The organism is Pseudoalteromonas sp. SWXJZ94C (assembly GCF_015864385.1).
Taxonomy (GTDB): Bacteria; Pseudomonadota; Gammaproteobacteria; order Enterobacterales; family Alteromonadaceae; genus Pseudoalteromonas.
The window spans coordinates 13,895-32,111 of the sequence record NZ_JADYXF010000036.1 but is presented as its reverse complement, the minus strand read 5'-3'; the positions used below and the strand labels follow the sequence as shown (position 1 = coordinate 32,111).

Genomic DNA, 18,217 nt, shown 5'->3' with positions numbered 1-18,217 from the left:
ATGCAGCTAAAATCAGCCTTTATCACTTTATGCAGTGCCGCGCTTACGTTTAGTCTGTTAGTAAGTGAGCCTTTAAAGGCGCAAACTAACTTTACACTTCCTGATTTAGGAACTTCTGCATTACAAGCTCTTCCGCTAGAAAAAGAACAAGCGATTGGCGAAGTAATGATGATGCAAATACGTGGTTCATCACCGGTAATAAACGACCCTGTACTTGACGAATACTTAACGACTATTGGTCGTAAACTAGTCGCCAACGCGAACGATGTGCGTTTTCCATTTTCATTTTTTTGGATAAACAACTCTGAAATAAATGCATTTGCGTTTTACGGTGGTCATGTAGGTGTGCACACAGGGTTAATAGCTCAAGCAGATAACGAAAGTCAATTTGCCTCAGTGCTTGGTCACGAAATTGCCCACGTTACTCAACGTCATTTAGCGCGCAGAATTCAACAACAACAAGATAACAGCGCCCTTACTATTGCCGGTATGATTGCCGGTATATTAGCCACGGTTGTTGCGCCAGATGCAGGTATTGCGATTATTTCAGCAAGCCAAACACAATCGGCTTTTAGTCAGTTAACGCATAGTCGCTCTGCTGAGCAAGAAGCTGACCGCATAGGCATGCAAACACTTAATAATGCAGGCTTTGATCCACGCGCTTCAAGCGAGTTTTTAACTAAACTAGCTGCACAAATACGTTATAAATATAAGCCACCTGCATTTTTGCTGACTCACCCATTACCAGAGAGTCGTGTATCAGACGTACGCTTACGTGCGCAACAATTTCCTGTTCGCCTTATGAATGCAAGCCTTGAGTTTAATTTAGCAAAAAGTAGAGTACTTGCGCGCTACGACAATAAACCGGAAGAAGCTGAAAACTTATTTAGAAAACTACTTCGCGAAAACACATATAATAACACCGCGTTAAAATACGGTTTAGCCATAAGCTTACTTGATCAGAAAAAACTAGACGAAGCAGCTCCAATTTTAGATGAGCTTTTAAAAAGCGACCCTAAAAATCTATTTTATATAGATACACATACAGATTTACTTATAGCGCAAAAAAAACCTGATGAAGCCGTTAAGTATTTAGCTAATTTAAATCAATACCGTCCCAATAACCAAGTAATTACGCTTAATTATGCCAATGCTGCGCTTGAAGCTAAGCAGTATCAGCTTGCCGAAAATATTCTTAAGAGTTTCTTACTTGAAAAGCCCGATCACAACTTAGGTAAACAACTACTTGCTGATGCCTACAAAGAACAAGATAAATTAGCCGCCTACCACGAAGCTAACGCCGATGTATTATCGCAATATGGTGCATATTTAAAAGCGGCTGACGAAGTGCAAAAAGCACTTAATTTTGTAGATTCAACTGAGCTTGTTAAACAACAACGCTTAAAAGCACTGCTTACTCAGTACCGACGTTTACAAAAAGAGCTTGCAAGACTTTAAGTCTGCAAGCGCTTGCCCTAAAATAGAGGCAATTCACACTTTGGATACATTTTATGTCTGTTACTATTTACCACAACCCACGTTGCTCTAAGTCTCGCGAAACCCTAGCGTTACTTCAAAGTAATGATATAGAGCCAAGTATTGTAGAATATTTAAAAACACCGTTAACTAACGAGCAAATTTCAACGCTTATAAATCAGCTAGGCTTTACATCTGCACGAGAACTAATGCGTACGAAAGAAGACGACTACAAAGCACTTAGTTTAAAAGATGAAGCAAACGAAGACGCACTTATTAACGCTATGGTGCAAAACCCAAAACTGATTGAACGCCCTATTGTGGTTAACAATGGTAAAGCAGCAATTGGTCGCCCGCCAGAAAACGTACTAAGCGTTTTATAATGAGTGTAACTATAGTAGTGCTTTATCACTCAAGCCATGGTTCAGTTGAAGCAATGGCGCACGAAATAGCTGAATCGATAGAACAGCAAGGTGCCACAGCACTGCTTCGTACTTTTGTAGCAAAAAATGCACACGACATTGTGATAAGTAAAGATGATTTAATAAATTGTGATGGACTTGCATTTGGCACCCCTACTCGCTTTGGTATGATGGCTTCTCAGGCAAAAATGTTTTGGGAAACCACCAGCGATTTATGGTTAAAAGGTCAACTAATAGATAAACCTGCATGTGTATTTTCGTCATCAAGTAGTATGCATGGCGGCAATGAAGCAACCTTGCTCAACTTATCGCTACCGCTACTACATCACGGAATGATGTTACTTGGCGTGCCGTACGATGTCCCTGAACTACTTGGCACACAAACAGGCGGAACGCCTTACGGTGCGAGCCATGTTGCAGGCAGCAGTAATAGTTCGCAGTTAAGTAAAGACGAAATTAAAATATGTCAAAGTGTGGGCAAACGCCTCACTCAAATAGCGAGAAAACTTAAATGAATACAGCTGATATTCCAGCTAAAAAGCCGATAACAATTAAATTTCAACGCACAGCCCTCATTGGCTATATTGGGTTGTTTATTTTAATGCCACTGTGGATGTATATAGTGCCTCCTCAAGAAGGTCCGCTTGATGTGGTTTCTCTTTTTCTGCCAATTATACCGCTATTACTCCCGCTTAGAGGAATAATTAAAGACAACACATACACCTATGCATGGGCTAACTTTATTGTAATGCTGTATTTTATTCATGGGCTTACTATGCTTTGGGTAGCACCAGATGAGCTAATATGGGTATTGTTAGAACTAGTATTTGCATCGGCAATGTTTATTGGCTGTACATATTACGCAAGGCATCGCGGTCAAGAGCTTGGTTTAAAAATTCGTAAACTTAAAGAAGAACTTGCAGAAGAAAAAGCGGCAAATGAGCACAATAAATAACAATATATTTGTTTAATTTAAACATAAAAAAACGCGCTAAAATAAATTTCAGCGCGTTTTTTATTAATTTTTTAGCTTATTATCACATAAGTAACTTTAACTAAACCAAATCACTCAATGCCGCAAGCGTTACAATACTCGCCAAACCAAGCTGAGCAACTAAGCTTATTAAAGAAAATATTCTTAAAACAAACAAACCCCATGGATGTTTAATATGAGGATACAAAGCACAGCGCTTAAGGCTCATCGCAAAGAAAAAACATATAACGGTAAGCATCGTTAAACCAAGCGTTAATTCGCTTTTAACCGTGAGCGTATCATCAAAAAAGAAAAACAACTGCAAAGGGAAAAGTAACGTAACAATAGCATGTAACGCATGTACTTTTTTAATTCGAGCAAACTGCCCATCTGGCGACAATTCTTTAATTCCAAAATCGCGCTCTAAGCACTTCACTAAATTAGTAGCTTTAATACTAACCGCTAATCGGTAGCAACTTAAGCCTTCTTTGTTTCGAGTTCTAAAATCGTAACCGGCTTTAATTAACAACACCATTAACGATTCATTTTTAGAAAGCACCGCGTAATGTAGGGCTGTGTTACCTAAATTATCACTCACTTTTTTGTCTTGTTTTGTAAGAAGCGTTTCAACTACACTTACAAAACCTCGCTCGGCCGCCCACATAAATGCCGTTTTGTTGTTTTCATCAGCAAGAGTACCTGTAGCACCTTGCTCAATAAAACGCATTGCCATAGTTTGCTTAGCTGTTTTTTTACGTAAGTGCGTTAGTAGTGCTTTTTCAAGCAATACAACAGAGTCAACATCAGGGGAAACCTGCGTAAGTAACGTAAAGTAATCTTTTCCTGTCGCTACTTTTTCACTTGCAAGCTCAGATAGTTTTTCTAAGTCTGCAACTGATTCCGGAATAAAAGTACTTAGGCGATCTCTAAAATCGAGTTCTTTCCATAGCGCTAAAGTATCAACCGCAGAAAGCTTACTGCCATTATTTAAAGCATGTTCAATGAGCGTAAAATAACGTTTGCTAAAAAACAGGCTTAGTAAAGATTGAGGTGTAGCAATAGCATTTTGCGCAGCAACACTTGCATATTGCTCCAAGCGCTGGCAAAGCATTAATACTAAGCTTTCAGGGGTATATTCATTATCATAAAAATGGTTTTTAACCGCACTAATATACGCTTGCGCGTCTTCGTCATATTCAGAAATATGTTGAAAGAAGCACTCTTCAAAAGGTTCTAACGGCGTTAACCACGCCAAATAATAAATAGGCGGTAAAACAGTGGTACATACACCATCATCTTCATCTGTAGAACGACAAGCAGGCCAGGCTTCCAAAGCATCTAAAATAAAGGCACCGTTTTGTTCTACAAGTCCTTTAATAAGTAATGGGTATTCCTTTGGCCAAATCAGTACATTTTCCATTAAAACAACACAACTCCAGTGTAGCTTGGGTAAGTGGTCAGTTATAGCAGTTTTTAGCTGACACCACGCTTAATCAAAGAGTGAATATTCTAGCACACCCTGATCCCCACGCTAGCCCTAAGTCGATGAATAAGCAAAAATATAAAAGCAGCCGAGTACATAAGTACTTGGCTGCTTTTTTGGTTGGAGCTGTGCTTAATCAGAGCCAGACAAATATGGGTTATTTATTCTTCAATTCTGTAATTACTTGCTCTAAACCAACATCCGAAATACGCTGAGTAATCTCTTTTTGTTTAGCACTTAGTAACGAAATACCTTCAGCAACAATATCATATACTTTCCACTCATCATTTTTACCTAAACGAAGCTTAAAACTTAAATCGATTGTTGGTGCGTTTGGTTCAATAATTTGCGTATTAACTGTCGCGTATTCAGAGTCACTTTTTGCATTATTTTTTTCAAATACTACTTTTTGACCCGTGTATTTCATTAATGCACCAGCATAAGTGCCTGTTAAGTAATGATCTACTGCATCAATAAAGCGAACGGCTTGTTCACGCTCAATGCCTTTGATGTGCTTACCTAACAATTTAAACGACACAAACTTAACATCTATATGTGGCATTAAACGTTTTGATACGATTGCCGACATTGCCTCTTTGCTTGCATTACCTTTGGCATTTACTTGGGCAATGTCAGAAAATAATGTATTGGCTACTGATTCAAGCAATTGATCAGGAGATGTTTGTTCTTTAGCAAAAACTGAACTGCTTAATAATGCAGTAGCAAGTAGTAAAAGTTTAATGAGTTTCATAATATGTTTTGTCTGCGTGATTAATATGTCTGCAATTTACGCGATAAATACGCAATGAAAAAGACACAAATAAGCAATTTATTAATGCCAATTCAGCACCAATAAATTTATTAACGCAAATTCAAGTAGTTACTAGCCTCTATTAACACCCCATAAACAACCGGCATTTTGTCCTCATTGAATTTGCTAGTGGGTCGCCCTTACTATTTGTTTATCAACTTGAACCAAATAAAAGTAGTCACCTATGAAAACGTCACTCAAAACATTTTTTATATCTTTTATATTAATACTTTCGCTTTTTGGAAAATTTGCTTTTGCCCAATCAAATCATGGGTACGCGGTTGATATACTTAAGGGTGAAGGTAACGTAAATGGAATTAAATTAGCATATCAATATCATGCACCTAGTATGCAAAATCTGATTGGCGATGCCCGTTTTTATTTTGAAACCAGTGTAAATATGTGGGAGTACCGACACGGCGATCAAACACAGTCAAACCTAGTTTTAGCCATGTCGCCTGTATTACAATTTCCCGCGTTTAGCTTTAACAACACTCCGTTTTATGTTGAAGCAGGAATTGGCGTATCACTAATAGATGAAACCGAGTTTGCAGGTAAAAACATTAGTACACACTACCAATTTGAAGATCGAGTTGGTTTAGTTGCCGACTTTGGTGAAACAAACGTAGCCCTTAGAGTAATACACTACTCCAATGCGGGGTTTAAAGAACCAAATCCAGGTCTTAATTTTATGACATTGTCGGTAGCAAGGCGCTTTTAAAGCAACCTAAATTTTAGTTAAAATAATTACTAATATGCTGAATTAAAATAATATTAAAATTTATCTTTCTCTGATCAAAATTTATAGTAGTAGCAATGCAAATTTACGCGTTAATAGCTTACTTATTGCAAATAAATTAAACGCAGTTAGTATTTAAATAGCTGTTTTAAATAGATTTACTATCAAGGTTTTAAGGGGAATGAATACAAGCGTAATGTGGTTTTATTTATCAAATAGAATGGTTTTGTATTTTATTGATATTTAAATACAAAGCCGTCAAACTTTAGCTTTGTTTAAACTTAAGAAAAACCCTTATGCAAACTTGGCATATAGTCACTATTGTAACCATTATTATTGGCAACATTGCACTTATTAAATACTCTGCAAAAGTGGAATTTAAAAAGCACGAACCAAAACTCAAAAACACGGTACGCACAAAAAAGCCCTGATTAATCAGGGCTTTTTAATACCTGCTAAACCTAGCCTACGAGCCAATGCGCCATAAGGGCAATAACCGGTAAAGTAATTAGCGTTCGCAGAATAAAAATAATAAATAACTCTAAAATATTTACTGGTATTTTACTGCCTAATAAAAGTGCGCCAACCTCAGACATATAAATAAGCTGAGTTACACTCATTGCTGCAATAATAAAGCGCGTTACATCACTTTCAATAGTAGTCGCCAATATTGACGGAATAAACATATCGGCAAAACCAACCATAATAGTTTGTGATGCTGCGGCTGCTTCTGGTACTTGCAATAACTCTAAAAATGGTACAAACGGCATACCCAAATACTGAAATATAGGCGTATGCTCAGCAATAATGAGTGCAAATGTACCTACAGCCATAACTACGGGTAATACACCAAACACCATATCAAGCGCGTTATGTACGCCCTCTTTTATAGTGCCTTTAACACCTGTTGAGTTATCTGCTTTAGCAAGTGCTACATCTAACGAATGACCAAATAAGCTTTTATGATCAGGAATTGATTCAGCATTTCTATCTGGCTCACTGCCATCTATTAGTAAATCTTTTTTAAAGCGCAGTGGCGGTAATCGCGGCACAATAATAGCGGCTACAATACCCGCTAAACATACCGTTGCATAAAACGGTGCAAATAGGTATTCAAGTTTAACTTGCCCTAACACCACTAAGCTAAACGTAATAGACACCGCTGAAAATGTAGTACCAATAATGGCTGCTTCGCGTTGTGTATAATGCTTTTGCTCATACTGCCTTGCAGTCATCAAAATACCTACGCTGCCATCACCTAACCACGATGCAGTACAATCAACCGCGCTTCTGCCTGGTACACCAAATATAGGGCGCATCACTTTAGTCATTAACGTACCAGCAAGCTCTAACAGGCCAAAATTAATTAATAGCGGTAATAATAAACCCGCTAAAATAAATACTGAAAACAACACAGGCAATAACTCATTTAATACGAGTGCGCCAGTGCTGGTCGAGGTAATCATCTCGCTGCCCATGCTTAAGTACGTCATTAAAACAAATGCCATACCAAATAATCGCACCACTAACCATGCCCAGCTCACATCAAACAAATGCTTTAGCAAAGGCGATTGACTAATAGCAGCGGGTTTAAAGGCTTTAGTAACAATAGAAACAACACCAGTAATACAAATAATTACAGTAATAAAGGTTTGTATTGATTCAGCCATAACCCCTTGTACAATTTTTGCCATAACGGCAATAGGAATGGTCATTCCTGCAGAAATATCAATAACTATTTCTTTAAAGAAAATACTGCTGAGTGTTTCAGAGAGAGCTACTTTCATCTCTGCGGAGGTCGTTATGGGTGTCATAAATAAAAACACACCAATTAACGATGGAACTAAAAAAGTAAACCAAGTGCGCCACGTGTAGTGTGAGCGAGGAGGTAACTGTGACATATTGTTTAACCCATAAAAACCACAAAAAGAGCATAGCGCTCTTTTTGTAGTAAAATTTATTATTATTTAAATTTTAATGCCACGCTTAATGAGTGCAGCTTCTAATGCTTGTTGTAAACCATTCATAGTACCAGGCTCAAGCGTTTCGCCCTTTTCATCCATCCACGTTAAGCTTGTACCGCCTTCTTTAGTTTTACTAACTAAAATTTGGTACTGACCTTCATCAATAGGTAATTGTGCAACTTCATCGCCCCAAATAGAATCCCATACACTGGTTTCTGGTGCTTTGTAATCTGCCGTAATTAAGCCAGTTTCTTGGTTAATTTCAACTATAGTGAAAGATAAACGCTCTAAAAAGCCAGAAAAACGATCAAATACAGCATCGTAAGACTGCTCAGTAACCAATGCTGCATTACCTTTATTATCAAAGCCCATTTCAATTGAAATAATACCTTGGCGTTTACGCATATCAACTTCAAGTTGGCGATAACGATAATCAAACTCTGCAATTACTTCGTTAAGTGCACGCACTTCTAATTGCTGCTTTAATATATCAGTAAGTGTGTTGTCACCTTTAAAGTCAATCAACTCAACGCGTAAAGAAGCAGTACGTTGATGTGACTTTTCTTCAATAGTAAATCTAAACTTTTCTAAATCGGCGTTTTCACTATCGCCCCAAAGCCAGCTTTCTTCTGTTTTAATAATTGAATACCAATCGGTTTCAATCACACCTAACAGCTTATCTTCTTTAATCGTTGTTGCGTTATTGTCGTTTAGAACCGATTGAATCGAATCCCATACAAAGTCATCTAAATCAACAATGCCATCGCTTTTATCAAAATAAACACGAGACAATGAATCTGTTTCTTCAACCCAACTGCCTTTAGCTACGGTAAGTACTTGAGCAGGCGGACGGTAATTAGTTGCGTCTGGTTTATTGTCGTACTGACCAACTTCCATTTTAAAAACGGGATCTTGAGCTGGTTGTGACAATGACGCTGGCGCTTTTACAGGCTCATGTGTGCGATAATTACGCTCATTATGTGCATCGTTAGTAAATACACTACACCCTGATAAACTTACCAATACACTTACTGCAAGTGCTTTTGGGATCCAATACTGCACAGATATTTCTCCTTAGCATACCCTTTAATTGTTTTAACAAGTATATGAGTGGGTTATGCCGATTTGGTTCAGTGTAAAATCGATATTAACTTTACATTTATTATTTGGCTGCCTAATTGCAATAAAGTTCAGCACTTCAACTTAGAAAAAAACTAAGCGCAAATAAACAAATTTTAGCTATGGTACTTTCCTGTGCAAGTAAAAACAAGAAACACCGCACTTTAAAAACGCTTAATTACCGTGTGCTGTAGTTTACAGACGGTTTTGTGTTAAACTTCGCCGCCAAACAGCCTCTCGCGTGTGTTTAGTGCTGTTGCCAATTTAGTTGTTAATAATCCAAGTAACTTAGGTATTTTAACCCATGACTGCATTTTCAAATCATCAAATTGTTTTAACTGCTATTGGCGAGGATAGGCCTGGTATTGTAAGCGAACTTACCCAATTAGTAAGTGACTGCCACTGCAATATAATAGATAGCCGCATTGCTATTTTAGGCTGCGAATTTACCTTTATAATGTTACTAAGCGGCGATATGTCGGCAATAAGCCGTATTGAACACGTTTTACCAACTAAAGCCATGGAACTCGGTCTGCTTACCATGATGAAGCGCACAGCAAGCCACACTCAAAGTGAGTTTTGTGCAGGATACACACTCGAATATACAGGCATAGACACCCCTGGTACACTTAGTAAAGTGACCCGTTACTTTGCCGACAACAGCATCAGCATTTGCTCGTTAAAATCAGACACATTCGATGAACAAGTCGATACTAAAATGCGCTGTGAAATAGAATTTAATATTCCGGTTGATGTAGATATAGATCAATTTAAAATTAGTTTTGAGACCCTTTCTCACACGTTAAACGTAGATTATATTTTTAAACGAATTCGTTAAGGATGCTAAACATGAACACAATTAGTCCATTACAAGCCGGCGATACTGCCCCCGCTTTTAGCCTACAAAACCAAAACGACGAAACAGTAACATTAAGCGAGCTGTTAAAAGAGCAACAAGTGCTTGTGTACTTTTACCCTAAAGCGTCAACCCCTGGGTGTACTGTACAAGCCGAAAACCTACGCGATGAGCAAGCACAGCTTGCTAAATTTAACACCCGCGTTGTAGGTATTAGTCCAGACCCGATTAAGCGCCTTAAAAACTTTGAAACTAAAAAAGAGCTCAACTTTGATTTATTAGCCGACGAAGACCACGCCATTGCTGACGCATTTGGTGTATGGGGTTACAAAAAGTTTATGGGTAAAGAATACGATGGTATTCACCGCCTTACGTTTTTAGTAGGTCAAGACGGTAAAGTTAAACACCTATTTGATAAGTTTAAAACCAAAGATCATCATCAAGTGGTTTTGGACTATCTCGCAGCAGAGTAAGTAAGTGGCAGAGTAAGTTAGCTACCAGCTATTAAAAAAACAGAAAAGCGTTGCTCAAGGGCAACGCTTTTTTATGCCTATAAATTTGCGCTATATAAAACTTAAATAGCAATAGAGTAAATAATTTATTAAAACTTTCAAAGCACTTATTTTTAGCACCTTGCCAATTGGATACTTAAACCTTGAATAACAGCCTAAAATTTAAACTTTATTTAACTGCCTTAATCATCTGTATTATCGGTTTTAATTTTTCTGAGCCAAGTATGCAATTTTACTCAAACCCGTTTTATATCGGTAGTTTCGTTTTTGCTATTGCACTTATAATCTCTGTAATTAATTACGCCTGCCCTGCCTGTAAGAAAAACCAAGTAATGCGATCTATTTCTAGTTATAAGCTCCCCACTAACAATTGTTATAACTGTGGGAAAGAGATTGATAACAAGAGAAGTCAGTAAGTCGCGTATTCGATGCGGCTTATTACTACTTAGTAAATTTAAAGTGCATGGTTTGAATGTTCTGTCATAACCTAGAGCAAATACCCCTAATATTTACATTAAAGGATTCACCAAGCTCTACCTGCTTTCTTTTGTGATAACTCTTTTTTGGATAACCCATTATCTAACTTTATTTTGATAACTCGTCATTGCTTTATTTATTTTGCTTCTGGTATTTTTTAATAATTATCATTCCTTGATGTCTTATTTCAGGGTACATTGCTGTTTCATAAAAATGGGATATACCTAAAAAATATAGCAACTCACGCAAATCATAATTAATACAACTAAGCCATTGAAACAAAGAAGAAAGAGGATTTTGTCTATCTTCTGTTTTAAAAAAATATAAATTAGAAGACTCCTCACTTTCATAGATATCAATAACCATATAAGAGTTGTCGTATTCTCCATATATATTTAAATCTATGCGGGGATCTTGTAAACAAATACCCTCTTCATTAGCAATGATTAAAATCCAAGTGCTCAAGCTAGTAATATCGCCTATGGTAAGCATACCAACATCTACTTTTTTAACCGACTCAATCCCTTTTTCGATTCCTGTTGCATTGTTTACTTTTTCTGTAAGATCATCTTCTACTTTATGTTCTATAAATTCGTCTGAACTCATGCAATATCCAAATAGTTAAATATATATTTTGGGAAGCCTGTTAGGACGTTGAGTAGTAAAGATTTGTCGGGTTTCGTTTCAATCAGAAACTAAATTAGTCACCCAAACTTAGCTAAATAAAAATTAAAGTGGGTTATGAAGTGGACGACCCCCCAAACAGTATCTATGCGTCACACTGGTAATAACTCAAACTCAGTTAAAGGAAACATTCACCATGAAAATTAAGAAATTATAGAAAACTAAAGGAGACAAATTTTGACTTCACACATCATGATTAATTAATGACAACTTTTATCACTTTTCAGCCATTTGATAATACAAAGGACCGAAATAAATTGATAGAGCCTTTTTATCGTTAGGTTGGGTTTCGTTTCACTTAATAACAACGATGAAATAACAACTTTGACACTCCTCCTAACCTCCTTCACAGGTAACGATAAAAAATGGACTTTTAGTTAAAAAGTTAGCTTATTAGTAGCTTTGCTTATTCAATTAAGATGTCTGCCGTGTACTTTTAAAGAACAACCGTATTAGTAATAGCAATGTGAACAATACTTAAAAAAACACTTTACGATTAGGCATAAAATTTTCTTATGTTCTATAACTTATAAATTACATCGAATAGAAGATGATTAAAACTGCATTTCAGGCACGTGTTCAGGGACAATCAACTCGCCTTCGGTTAATTGCATTATTTCATCAACAGACACACCAGGCGCACGTTCTAATAAATGAAACTTACCTTCTTTAATTTCAATAAAAGCTAAATCAGTAAGTACTTTTTTAATGCAAGCTTTACCGGTAAGCGGTAACGTACACTGCTTTAATAACTTAGATACGCCATGTTTTGATGCATGAGTCATCGTGACAATGATATTGTCTGCGCCAGCAACTAAATCCATAGCTCCACCCATGCCCTTTATTAATTTTCCAGGGATCATATATGAGGCGATATTTCCTTGGCTATCAACTTCAAATGCTCCTAGAACGGTTAAATCAACATGACCACCACGGATCATGGCAAATGATTCAGCAGAATCAAAAAGTGATGCGCCTATTGCCATTGTTACGGTTTGTTTACCTGCATTAATAAGGTCAGCATCAATTTCCTCTTCAGTTGGAAATTGCCCCATGCCTAATAACCCGTTTTCAGAGTGCAACATTACTTCAATACCTTCAGGGACATAATTAGCCACCAGAGTTGGAATACCAATCCCCAAGTTAACGTAATAACCATCTTTTAATTCTTGCGCAACTCGTTGTGCCAGCTGTTCTCTTGAAAGAGCCATAAATCCTCCTTATTTGTTAACCGATTGAGTAGAACGAGTCGTTCGTTGTTCTATTTTTTTTTCGAATGATCCTAGAATTAATCGGTCTACGTAAATACCCGGTGTGTGAATTTCATCGGGATCTAATTCTCCCGGCTGTACTATTTCTTCAACTTCAACGACGGTTATCTTACCTGCTGTAGCCACCATAGGATTAAAATTACGTGCTGTTTTCCGGTAAACCAAGTTTCCATATGTATCTGCTTTCCATGCTTTTACGATGGCAAAGTCACCCGTTATAGCTTCTTCTAGAATATAATTCTTTCCATTAAACTCGCCTACAACTTTACCTTGGGCAACTGGTGTTCCATAACCTGTGGCAGTATAAAAAGCAGGAATACCAGCACCACCGGCACGTATTTTTTCGGCTAAGGTACCTTGGGGAGTCAATTCTACTTCAAGTTCACCAGCCATCATTTGTGATTCAAAGTTAGTATTTTCACCAACATAAGACGCTATCATTTTTTTTATTTGTCGATCAAAAAGTAGTATACCTAAACCATGTGTAGTGGTTCCGCAATTATTTGAAACAACCGTTAAGTTTGTGGTTCCTTTTCTTTTTATTTCATGAATTAGGTTCTCTGGTATACCGCAAAGACCAAAACCACCCGATATTATGGTCATACCGTCCATTAAGCCCGCCATTGCCTCTTCGTAACTATCGACTACTTTGTTAAAGCCTGACATTGCGTATCCCCTTAGATATTTGTGTTGTTATTTTTATGATAGATATCGTATTAAATACCCGATTTTTTAGCTCGTGCTAAAATAGCTCTAGCGTGGGTACGCACCGGTTCATCCACCATTTCGCCATCAACTGAAATTGCGCCATCACCTGAAAGCACTATTTTTTCCGCCCAAATCATTTCTGCTTTTGAAGGAAGAAATGCACGCTTAACCTCTCCAACTTGTTTAGGGTGTATGCATAGTTTCCCTGTAAAACCGAGGTTTTTTGCATGAACGCTATCATCGAAGCTGATGTTTAGATCATCAAGTGCTGTTGTTACACCATCAATCGGAGCCGCAATTCCAGCAAGTCGAGATGCCATTATTAATTCAGACCGTATCGGTAGAAGAACCTCACGCAAATGAGCGCAACCGAGGTCAGTACAAAAGTCCACTGAACCAAAAGCAATTCGTTTAACCCCTTGTGTTGCCGCAATGCTTCGAGCATTCGATACTCCAAGAGCTGTCTCAATGAGTGCGATAATTGGAATTTTTTCTCCGAGCGCCTCGAAAACGCTTCTTATTTGCTGAGAATTTTCAGTTTTGGGAAGCATAACTGCAGCAACAGAAAGTTGGCGCACGGCTTGCAAATCTTCGATGTGCCACGATGACCCTTCCTGATTTACCCGAACAATTACTGGAAGATCAGTAAAATCACAAGTAAGTGCCTTACGAGCATATTCCTTTGCATCAACAGCTACAGCATCTTCAAGGTCAAGGATAATAGAATCTGCACCAGAAGCAGCCGCTTTACTAAAGCGTTCAGGTCGGTTTGCGGGTACAAAAAGTGGAGTAACAATATTTTCAATATTTAACATTAAGTGGCTTCCCCGTAAAAAAGTTATGTGCCCAATTACAGCAAAGCTGTAGGTTATCGTGCACTATAAAAACAGAAATTTACTCAACAATATTATTTAAATTTATCTCTCTGGCTTTTTTAACGCAGGAATAGGACCGTAATTACGTTGTTCTCCCACAAATATAGCTGCAGGTGCAGGATAAGATACAGGACCATTTGGAGAATCGACTGTGATCCGACGTAAATGAGGATGATTTGATAGTCCGCCCATATCATTTACTGAAGCAAAAGCGACATCAGCATTATCGAGTAAAACTTCTGCTTCATCTTTAGATAAAGTTGCAAATCGAGCAGCTACAATTCCGTCTGTTTGCTCTCTAATGCCGACACGATCCACATTAGTTGCAAAGCGTGAATCTTTACCAAGCGCAGCATCTCCTATAAATTCAGAGCAAAGCTTGACCCACTCTCTATCGCTTTGAATAGAGATCAAAATTTGTTGACCATCTTTAGTATCAAAAACACCGTAAGGAGAAATTGATGGGTGAGCCATACCTACACGCTTTGGCGGTTTTCCGCCTTCAAAATGAAGCAGTGGTACAGTGAGCCAATCAGCCATAACATCAAACATTGAAACTGATATTTGAGCCCCTTTACCAGTTATTCCTCGACCAATTAAAGCTTCCAAAATGGCTGCATGTGCAGCCGCCCCAGTAGCAATATCGACAACAGAAGTGCCAACACGAGCTGCCTGATCTGGTCCGCCAGTAATAGAACAAAGACCTGACTCTGCTTGAATTAAAAGATCATAAGCTTTTCGATGTGCCATTGGCCCTTCTTCACCATAGCCACTAATAGAACAAACAATAAGTTTAGGATAATCACGTTTAAGCATCTCGAAATCGAAGCCTAACCTGGCTAATGAACCTGGTTTAAGATTTTGAACAAGAACATCAGCTTCAGATAAAAGATTCGTTAGATCGTCTTTTCCTTCAGGAGTAGTTAGATCAACAGTGAACGTGTCTTTACCCCGGTTAAGCCAAACAAAATAGCTGCTCTGTCCCGCTGCAACAGTGTCATATCCGCGAGCAAAATCTCCAGCTGGTCGTTCAATTTTTATAACCTGGGCGCCAGCATCGGCAAGGCGAGAAGTAGCAAAAGGAGCTGCAACAGCTTGCTCTATAGCTAATACTTTTAGACCTGCCAGTGGAAGGTTCGATTCTTTAGGGTTTTCCTGCGCGTTGAATTTCATATCAATAGTTCTCTAATTAAATTTTATGGGCGTCAGCTTGAACTTCGGGAATAGCTGCACGAAAACTATCAAGTTCTAAGCATGCCGCCTCTATCCGACAAATCGTTGGAAAGGGAGACAGATCGACATCAAAGCGGCGGGCATTATATACCTGAGGTACTAATAACACGTCTGCTAGAGTCGGTGTGTCACCATGGCAAAATTTTCCAGTTTTAGTAGAACAAGTTAATAGTTTTTCAAGTGCAGGAAAGCCTTTTTCAATAGTGTTGCGATACCAAATAACTTTATTTTCTGGATCAACCTTCATGTCGTTAATTAGATAATTTAGAACATTAAGGTTATTAACTGGATGGATATCGCAAGCAATTACTTGAGATAATGCTCGTACTCGAGCTCTATCTACTGGCTCACAGGGAAGTAGTGGTGGCTCTGGGTAGGTTTCATCTAAGTATTCTAGGATAGCTAAAGATTGAATTAAGATGGTTCCATCATCTAACTCCATTGAAGGTACCTGCCTTTGAGGGTTTATTTTTGCATAGCTTTGTTTAAGTTGTTCACCGCCATCTCTAAGTAAATGAACAGGAACACTTTTATAAGGCAGACCTTTTAAGCTAAGACCAATGCGCACGCGATAAGCAGCAGACGAACGCCAATATGTATATAGTTTCACAGATTATCTCCCCTATTTTCTTGTGATTTGTTCAGATGAATGCAATTTTATACCTTCAGCATTCAAGCGAACTTTTTCCATTAGCCGGATTAATGTTTCACGCTCATCCTGCGATAAACCGTCAAGTGCCTGTTTTTCTACATCACGAACAATTGGGATCAACTCGGTCATCGCCTTTTTTCCTTTAGGCGTTAAATTCAAGAGTACCGATCTGCGATCTGTTGGGTCTTCGTGTCGCTCTAAATATTTACGTTTTTCAAGGTCTGCAACCCCCCTAGAAACATTAACCTTAGCCATACTAGAATATTTAACGACATCTTTTGCCGTTACGTGTTTATGCTCATTAAGCACAACTAAAACTCGCCATTCGTGAACAGAAAGTCCATGGGATGTAGCATATGCTTCTCGGACCTTACTGCTTATAGATGTGTAGTAAACTCTTACCTGATAAGGAAAAAAATCACTAAAAATGAATTCTTTTATTGGTTTGCTCATTACAATACTGTCTCTCGTTATTTATTAAAGACCTTGACCATATAGCCTAATGTTATTCAACTAACCGGCTGTACATAGATAATCTCGACCTTAAACAATTGGAGTTTGTTTCATATGGAACTAGTTTAGTTGAGATTAAATAAATTGCAACAAACAATGAAACATAAATAAAAATCATATTTAAAAGCATGTTATGCATAAGAATCTATAATTTAAACATTGTTAATATATTAAAAAATAAAAAACGCAATGCTAAACAATTGACATAGTTCCAAATGTATCTAATAATTGTTTTCTATTTATATCCTTATTTGATGACGAATAGTCAGTGCCTAGACCAACGAGTAATAACAGGACATATAGAAGGCTCAAGAAACTCGATGTAGTTAAGTAGTAGATGATCGAATCGGAATATAAAACCAAGCGAGATCCCAACACACCTGTGGGATGCGTGATAAATAATTAAGCTTATAAAAGGAATCGACACATGAAACTAGCAACATTAAAAAACGATACACGAGATGGTCAACTAGTTGTCGTCTCTCGTGATTTAAGTCAGTGCATTACAGTACCTAATATAGCCAGTTCGCTACAGCAAGCACTTGATAATTGGAGTACAACATCACCATTACTTAATACTGTTTACCTTGCTCTAAATAATGGTAGTTTAGAGTCTCAACCTTTTAACCAGTCTGCTTGTACTGCGCCACTACCTCGCGCTTATCAATGGGCTGATGGCTCGGCTTATGTAAACCACGTTGAGTTAGTCCGTAAAGCACGAAATGCTGTATTGCCAGAAAGCTTCTGGACAGAACCTCTAATTTACCAAGGGGGGTCTGACGTATTTCTTGCACCCCACGATGATATTCCACTAGAGGATGAGTCTTGGGGGATGGATCTCGAAGGTGAAATTGCTGTTATTACTGACGATGTAAAAATGGGAACCAAGCCTGAAGACGCTGCAGATAAAATCAAGTTAGTGATGTTAGTTAATGATGTAACGTTACGTAACGAAGTTCCTGCAGAACTCGCTAAAGGGTTTGGTTTTTATCAAGCCAAACCTTTCGGTACATTTTCACCTGTTGCAGTAACGCCTGATGAGCTGGGTGATGCATGGCATGGAGGAAAGCTCCATTTACCGCTACTTGTTACCATTAATGGGGAGTTATTTGGTAAGGCTAACGCAGGCGTAGATATGACCTTTAATTTTTCGACCATTATATCTCATGCCGCTAAAACACGTCCTTTAGGTGCTGGGACTATTGTTGGATCAGGTACTGTATCTAACAAACAAAATGGTGGTCCTGGTAAACCTGTTCCAGAAGGTGGATTAGGTTATTCTTGTTTAGGCGAGATACGTATGATTGAAACAATTCAGTATGGTAAACCAAGTACACCTTTCCTACAGTTTGGCGATCATGTGTGTATAGAAATGAATGATGCAAAAGGTAGTTCAATCTTTGGATCTATCAAGCAGACAGTTGTTAAGTTTAAATCAAATAACTAAAA

The 18,217-nt window shown here is 38.0% G+C and carries 20 protein-coding genes; 9 read left to right on the top strand and 11 right to left on the bottom strand.

The window, feature by feature from the left end; genetic code table 11:
• The 4 genes from I6F65_RS15400 to I6F65_RS15385 are packed head-to-tail and all read left to right on the top strand — an operon-like array spanning position 1 to position 2,853.
• Positions 1–1,458, top strand: coding sequence for a M48 family metalloprotease (locus I6F65_RS15400; protein ID WP_024612943.1), 1,458 nt, complete (start codon positions 1–3; stop codon positions 1,456–1,458).
• A gap of 53 nt (positions 1,459–1,511) precedes the next feature.
• Complete coding sequence (gene arsC, locus I6F65_RS15395) at positions 1,512–1,859, top strand: arsenate reductase (glutaredoxin) (RefSeq protein ID WP_197113735.1); 348 nt, start codon at positions 1,512–1,514, stop codon at positions 1,857–1,859.
• Positions 1,859–2,413, top strand: a complete 555-nt coding sequence (wrbA, locus tag I6F65_RS15390; RefSeq protein WP_166111804.1) for an NAD(P)H:quinone oxidoreductase — start codon at positions 1,859–1,861, stop codon at positions 2,411–2,413. The genes arsC and wrbA overlap by 1 nt, the downstream gene beginning before the upstream one ends.
• Positions 2,410–2,853, top strand: coding sequence for a DUF2069 domain-containing protein (locus I6F65_RS15385; protein ID WP_024612946.1), 444 nt, complete (start codon positions 2,410–2,412; stop codon positions 2,851–2,853). Before wrbA ends, I6F65_RS15385 begins: the two co-directional genes overlap by 4 nt.
• Positions 2,854–2,953: 100 nt before the next feature.
• Here I6F65_RS15385 and I6F65_RS15380 read toward each other — a convergent pair whose 3' ends face one another.
• Both I6F65_RS15380 and I6F65_RS15375 read right to left on the bottom strand, forming a co-directional pair.
• Entirely contained in the window at positions 2,954–4,291 is a 1,338-nt protein-coding gene (locus tag I6F65_RS15380) for an ankyrin repeat domain-containing protein (RefSeq protein ID WP_024612947.1), read from the bottom strand.
• A 220-nt stretch (positions 4,292–4,511) separates the two neighbouring features.
• On the bottom strand, positions 4,512–5,105 hold the full coding sequence (locus tag I6F65_RS15375) for a phospholipid-binding protein MlaC (protein ID WP_197113734.1): 594 nt from the start codon (positions 5,103–5,105) through the stop codon (positions 4,512–4,514).
• 244 nt (positions 5,106–5,349) lie between these two features.
• Here I6F65_RS15375 and I6F65_RS15370 point away from each other — a divergent pair, with 244 nt between their 5' ends.
• A complete protein-coding gene (locus I6F65_RS15370; protein ID WP_024612949.1) occupies positions 5,350–5,886 on the top strand; it encodes an acyloxyacyl hydrolase in 537 nt (178 codons plus the stop codon).
• A gap of 314 nt (positions 5,887–6,200) precedes the next feature.
• Complete coding sequence (locus I6F65_RS15365) at positions 6,201–6,335, top strand: DUF2897 family protein (RefSeq protein ID WP_197113732.1); 135 nt, start codon at positions 6,201–6,203, stop codon at positions 6,333–6,335.
• Between the two features lie 30 nt (positions 6,336–6,365).
• On the opposite strand, the gene I6F65_RS15360 is transcribed toward I6F65_RS15365, so the two are convergent.
• Both I6F65_RS15360 and bamC read right to left on the bottom strand, forming a co-directional pair.
• On the bottom strand, positions 6,366–7,805 hold the full coding sequence (locus I6F65_RS15360) for a YjiH family protein (RefSeq protein ID WP_024612950.1): 1,440 nt from the start codon (positions 7,803–7,805) through the stop codon (positions 6,366–6,368).
• A 66-nt stretch (positions 7,806–7,871) separates the two neighbouring features.
• Positions 7,872–8,930 carry an outer membrane protein assembly factor BamC gene (gene bamC / locus I6F65_RS15355; RefSeq protein ID WP_197113730.1) on the bottom strand — a complete coding sequence of 353 codons (1,059 nt, stop codon included), beginning with the start codon at positions 8,928–8,930 and terminating at the stop codon, positions 7,872–7,874.
• A gap of 361 nt (positions 8,931–9,291) precedes the next feature.
• Between bamC and I6F65_RS15350 the strand changes: the two genes are divergently transcribed.
• The gene (locus I6F65_RS15350) at positions 9,292–9,825 is read left to right on the top strand and encodes a glycine cleavage system protein R (RefSeq protein ID WP_197113729.1); all 534 of its coding nucleotides are present in this window, start codon (positions 9,292–9,294) and stop codon (positions 9,823–9,825) included.
• Positions 9,826–9,836: 11 nt separating this feature from the next.
• A complete protein-coding gene (gene bcp, locus I6F65_RS15345) occupies positions 9,837–10,316 on the top strand; it encodes a thioredoxin-dependent thiol peroxidase (RefSeq protein ID WP_197113726.1) in 480 nt (159 codons plus the stop codon).
• A 648-nt stretch (positions 10,317–10,964) separates the two neighbouring features.
• On the opposite strand, the gene I6F65_RS15340 is transcribed toward bcp, so the two are convergent.
• From I6F65_RS15340 to I6F65_RS15310, 7 genes are all read right to left on the bottom strand, one after another.
• Positions 10,965–11,438: a hypothetical protein gene (locus I6F65_RS15340; protein ID WP_197113723.1), complete on the bottom strand. Its 474-nt coding sequence runs from the start codon at positions 11,436–11,438 to the stop codon at positions 10,965–10,967.
• 632 nt (positions 11,439–12,070) lie between these two features.
• Positions 12,071–12,727: a 3-oxoacid CoA-transferase subunit B gene (locus I6F65_RS15335; RefSeq protein ID WP_166111826.1), complete on the bottom strand. Its 657-nt coding sequence runs from the start codon at positions 12,725–12,727 to the stop codon at positions 12,071–12,073.
• Between the two features lie 9 nt (positions 12,728–12,736).
• The gene (locus tag I6F65_RS15330; RefSeq protein ID WP_166111829.1) at positions 12,737–13,453 is read right to left on the bottom strand and encodes a CoA transferase subunit A; all 717 of its coding nucleotides are present in this window, start codon (positions 13,451–13,453) and stop codon (positions 12,737–12,739) included.
• Between the two features lie 50 nt (positions 13,454–13,503).
• Positions 13,504–14,310, bottom strand: a complete 807-nt coding sequence (locus I6F65_RS15325; RefSeq protein ID WP_166111831.1) for a CoA ester lyase — start codon at positions 14,308–14,310, stop codon at positions 13,504–13,506.
• 102 nt (positions 14,311–14,412) lie between these two features.
• Positions 14,413–15,543, bottom strand: a complete 1,131-nt coding sequence (locus I6F65_RS15320) for a CaiB/BaiF CoA-transferase family protein (protein WP_166111834.1) — start codon at positions 15,541–15,543, stop codon at positions 14,413–14,415.
• A gap of 16 nt (positions 15,544–15,559) precedes the next feature.
• Positions 15,560–16,213 (bottom strand): maleylacetoacetate isomerase, encoded by a 654-nt coding sequence (maiA, locus tag I6F65_RS15315; RefSeq protein ID WP_166111836.1) that lies wholly within the window; start codon positions 16,211–16,213, stop codon positions 15,560–15,562.
• Between the two features lie 12 nt (positions 16,214–16,225).
• Entirely contained in the window at positions 16,226–16,708 is a 483-nt protein-coding gene (locus I6F65_RS15310; protein ID WP_166111839.1) for a MarR family winged helix-turn-helix transcriptional regulator, read from the bottom strand.
• A gap of 487 nt (positions 16,709–17,195) precedes the next feature.
• Between I6F65_RS15310 and I6F65_RS15305 the strand changes: the two genes are divergently transcribed.
• Entirely contained in the window at positions 17,196–18,215 is a 1,020-nt protein-coding gene (locus I6F65_RS15305; RefSeq protein ID WP_166111842.1) for a fumarylacetoacetate hydrolase family protein, read from the top strand.
• Positions 18,216–18,217: the final 2 nt, after the last annotated feature.